We start from the raw sequence: 4,010 nt of genomic DNA, 5'->3' as shown, positions 1-4,010 counted from the left end.
CCGCCACAGCCCATGCAGAAATATTTACATCTCTTTCAATCTTCCTCCAGCGGACATAGGTTGTCAAAGTTGAAAAACTAAGAATGAGCGAGAAAACAGGAGAAAACATTACTTTATAGTGGGAGGGGAGTATTTGGAGCTGGAAAGTATCAAGGTAGGAATGCGGCCTATGCCCGAAGACGGTTACCCTATTATTGGATGTCATGATCAAATCGAGGGTCTTTACCTGGCAGTCATGCATTCAGCTATTACACTAGCCCCTGTTGTTAGCCGCTTGGCTGCAAACGAGATTATAGACAACGTGCTGGCGGATGAATTGGAAAGCTGCCGACTATCCAGATTTTCTTAGTCGAATTCATTGAAGGAGCGAGGTTTCCATGAAAGACCGGAAGATTGTTATTCCTCACGAGCATGGAGGCTGGGCGATGGTCAGCGTTCCGTATATCATGGGAGTGATGTCTGGAACGCCGAAGGGCATGCATGTTGTCCTTTTTCTGGCTTGGCTGTTTCTTTAATTTGTCGTCCTATCCGTTTCTTCAGGCTGTCAAGAGAAGCTCCAACCGAAAGGTTTGGATGCAGTGGGGAACCGGGTATGCTTTAGCCGCCTTGTTGTGCTTGATTCCATCCATCCTGTATTGCCCGCAGCTGCTGTACTTCGGCATTCCGCTCGTCCTGCTGCTGCTCGTCAATATATGGCATTCCAAGATCAGAGCGGAGAGAGAGATCCTAAACGACCTGTGCGCGATACTGATTTTCTCCCTCGGCGGGGCAGCAGCTTATTTGTTCGGTGGTGGGCAGTGGGACAAGACTATGGCGGTTGTCGTACTGTTCAGCTTTTTGTACTTTACCGGAAGCGCTTTGTTCGTGAAGACCGTATTTCGCGAAAGGACAAGCAAACGGTGGTTGATGTATGCCAAGATCTACCACGGGCTGGTGCTACTCGTACCCTTGGCGGTCGGCTATCCGCTTATGGCCATAGCGTATCTGTTCGCCTCGATCCGGGCATTCGTCTACGCGGGAAAGGCGATGCGGCCAATGAAGGTGGGAATGATCGAAATTATTGGCGTAGTGCTGTTTTTGGTCTTTTCCGTTGTATTCCTCAACTGATCAAAGTTTGCTAAAGCAATAAAGCAAACTACGACATTTTGAACCCTCAAAAAGCAACCTCTTACATAGGGGCATTCGTCGTAGAAAAGGCTTCGTTTAGAATGATACCTCGCAGCAGACCTTTGTTCGGTGCTCCACCGGATAAAAGGCACAAACATTCACAAGAGCGCAGGGGTGAATGTTTGTGCCTTTTCTTTTGGTGTCCGGATTTGGATGCTTATTAACGAATTTATTAGTGCGTTCTTCCCCGCGTAAACAACCAGCCGCCGGCCACGAAGACGAAATAAAGCAGCAGGTTATATCCGGCACCAATCAGCAGCGAGCCGTTGAATAACAGGGCTTCGAAAAAATGACCGACATGAACGCGCAGCGAAGGAATCGCCGTTCCGACCGGGATTGCCGTGAGGAGTATCACCCACAGCAACCAACCGACAGGGTGGTAATAACCGGAGACCAGCATGCTTAATAGCGCCATTACCATTAAATAAAAGGCGGCTTGGTACACAAATGAACCTGCGAAGCCGAAATCAACCCAATGGAAGACTTCAATCAGATCAATAGTATTCGTGTAATTCCGGAGCACGCCCACTTCAAGCTCATACCATAAACAATTGAACAAAGCGATGGCTGCCGCCCAGACGGCAAAGACGAATTGAAGGGCCATAAAATATCGCTCTCGGCTTGCGCCCAAATGCACGATGCGTTTGTAATAACGGAGCGGCAGTACAATAGCGGTCAGGAGCAAGATGAGAATCAGGATGTTGCCGTCCGAAAGGATGTTGCTTTGGCTGTCTGTAAAGCGGCTAACAATGAATTCCGCCAGCCTTCCAAGAAGGATAAGAATAATGACGCCCCAGATGTAAATCCTCATTTGCAAATAGGTTGCCTTAAAATGAACGGCCCATGCGCCCAATTTAATGACCTCCTTCGATCAAATACGAGAAAAACTTTTGAAGTGACAAATTCTCAATCGAAATGTCCAGCTCGCGCGCCTGCTGTATGTCCACATCGTCTAACGTTTCGTAAATAGCGGCAAGAGTCCCGCGGCCGTAGGGTTCCGTATGTAAGACCCGTTTTCCGGCTGTGAACGAAGCCACCGCTTCCGCATGTCCCCGGATCAGATGAGCGGCCGTACGTATGCGATCGATCTCATCATGAAGCAGGAGGGAGCCCGCTTCGATGATGTACACCTTTTCGGCGACCGTGGCGATTTCGTCGATCAGATGCGTAGACAGTAAAATCGTGCGAGGGTGGTGGGCGTAATCCTCCAGAAGCGCCTTGTAAAACCGTTCCCGCATCAGGACATCGAGGCCGAGCACCGGCTCGTCGTATAACGTCAGCGGCGCCCGGCTGGCCAAACCGATGATGTTTCCTACGAGCGATTCCATGCCTCGGGATAGCTGTCTGAGTTTTTTGTGCGGATCGAGCCGAAACGTTTGGATCAACTCATGAGCGAACGTCCAGTCCCAGTTCGGATGAAAACTCGCAGCAAACTGCAAAACCTCGATAACCCGCGCTCCTCCGAAATGTTTGGCTTTCTCACGTACGAAACAAAAATCGTTCGGAAGTTCTCCTTTGCCCAGCTTTGTTCCTCGTACCTCGATGGAGCCGCTGTTCGGGGAGATTCCCCCTGCGATCAGGTTAAGCAGCGTCGATTTGCCAGCGCCGTTTCGCCCGAGCAAGCCGTAAATGACGTTTTCCTCCAACTGCAGATTCAGGTTCCGCAAAGCATAAGTTCGACCGTATGATTTGTTTACCTTGTCGCAAGTCAATACTATGCTCACGGTTCGTTCATTCCTTCCTCAACTGTTTGATCATGTTAATGATATCTTCGGTTGTCAGCCCGATTTTGTCGGCCTCATTCAGCAGATTGGACAACAATTCCTTGTAGAAGCGATCTCTTCGCTTCATCTGAATCTTCTGTTTTGCATCTATCGCGACATACATGCCAAGCCCTCTTTTTTTGTACAGAATACCTTCATTGACGAGCAGGCCGATCCCCTTCACGACAGTCGCCGGATTAATATGAAACAGTTGAGAAAACTGAGCCACAGAAAGAATTTGCTCGTCCACACGGAAAGTGCCGTTCAAAATATCGTCCTCAATGATGTAGGCTACCTGCTGAAAAATCGGCTGCTTATCGTCGAAAGTGATGTTCATTGCCCCACCTTCAGTATATCGGTATGTTATCGATCCAACATACCATAATGGATAGGCAATCAATTGTCAATACCGGTCGTTCATCGAACGTATGATCGGTTATTGACAGTTGTTGGAGCATGAATTATAGTGTGCTACATGAGTAACATACTAACATGCCAAGAAGAGAAATGCTAGGCAAAACGGGAACTTACGAAAGTTGATCATTAGGAAAAGGTTCGATCATTGCGATTCGGGGAGAGGGTACAAGTGAGAGAGTTAATCGAATTCAAGCAAGTAACGAAAGAATACAAAATAGGAGAAGTGCCCATTCAAGCGCTTGCCGGTGTTGATTTTTCGATAGCAGAGGGAGAATTCGTCGTTATTTTGGGCGCCAGCGGTGCCGGCAAGAGTACGATTTTGAATATCCTTGGCGGTATGGATACGGCTACCTCAGGCCAAGTGTTTGTCGGCGGACAAGAAATAACAAGGCTCAACGAAAAACAATTAACCAGGTATCGCGGCGAGAAGATCGGTTTTGTGTTTCAATTTTACAATTTGATTCCGAATTTAAACGCATTGGAAAACGTCGAATTTGCCGCTGAAGTATGTAAAAACCATCTGGATGCTCAAGATATTTTATAATGCTACATAGAAACTAGACAGCAAAAAAGGAGTTTCTTAGTTGTATGTCGACCAGCAGACGCAAGTTTACACCCGAAGAAAAGGCGCGCATTGTCCTGGAAATTCTCAAGGAAGAAAAG

General features: G+C 47.9%; 4 protein-coding genes and 2 pseudogenes. 3 read left to right on the top strand and 3 right to left on the bottom strand.

Annotation, left to right across the window (positions count from 1 at the left end; all coding sequences use genetic code 11):
• The first annotated feature begins 133 nt into the window (after positions 1-133).
• A complete protein-coding gene (locus PV433_RS16080; protein ID WP_332073092.1) occupies positions 134-349 on the top strand; it encodes a hypothetical protein in 216 nt (71 codons plus the stop codon).
• Between the two features lie 28 nt (positions 350-377).
• A pseudogene (locus tag PV433_RS16070) lies at positions 378-1,107 on the top strand (YwiC-like family protein).
• A 232-nt stretch (positions 1,108-1,339) separates the two neighbouring features.
• Here PV433_RS16070 and PV433_RS16065 read toward each other — a convergent pair.
• Genes PV433_RS16065 through PV433_RS16055 form a run of 3 tightly spaced genes read right to left on the bottom strand, consistent with a single transcriptional unit; the run spans position 1,340 to position 3,267 of the window.
• Complete coding sequence (locus PV433_RS16065; protein WP_332073089.1) at positions 1,340-2,020, bottom strand: hypothetical protein; 681 nt, start codon at positions 2,018-2,020, stop codon at positions 1,340-1,342.
• A 1-nt stretch (position 2,021) separates the two neighbouring features.
• On the bottom strand, positions 2,022-2,891 hold the full coding sequence (locus PV433_RS16060; RefSeq protein ID WP_332073088.1) for an ABC transporter ATP-binding protein: 870 nt from the start codon (positions 2,889-2,891) through the stop codon (positions 2,022-2,024).
• A 7-nt stretch (positions 2,892-2,898) separates the two neighbouring features.
• Entirely contained in the window at positions 2,899-3,267 is a 369-nt protein-coding gene (locus tag PV433_RS16055) for a GntR family transcriptional regulator (RefSeq protein ID WP_332073087.1), read from the bottom strand.
• Positions 3,268-3,516: 249 nt separating this feature from the next.
• Between PV433_RS16055 and PV433_RS16050 the strand changes: the two are divergent.
• Positions 3,517-3,888 (top strand): annotated as a pseudogene (locus PV433_RS16050) (ABC transporter ATP-binding protein); the annotation flags it as partial.
• Positions 3,889-4,010 lie beyond the last annotated feature (122 nt).

Origin of the sequence: Paenibacillus sp. GYB004, from assembly GCF_036577605.1 — a bacterium.
In the GTDB taxonomy this organism is placed as follows: Bacteria; Bacillota; Bacilli; order Paenibacillales; family NBRC-103111; genus Paenibacillus_AB; species Paenibacillus_AB oceani.
Note: the sequence above shows the minus strand (reverse complement) of the source record. Positions and strands in the feature narration are given on the sequence as shown.

Bases quoted from the DNA above. Each gene is read 5' to 3' on its own strand.
- PV433_RS16055 (WP_332073087.1), bottom strand. From the start codon at position 3,267: ATGAACATCACTTTCGACGATAAGCAGCCGATTTTTCAGCAGGTAGCC.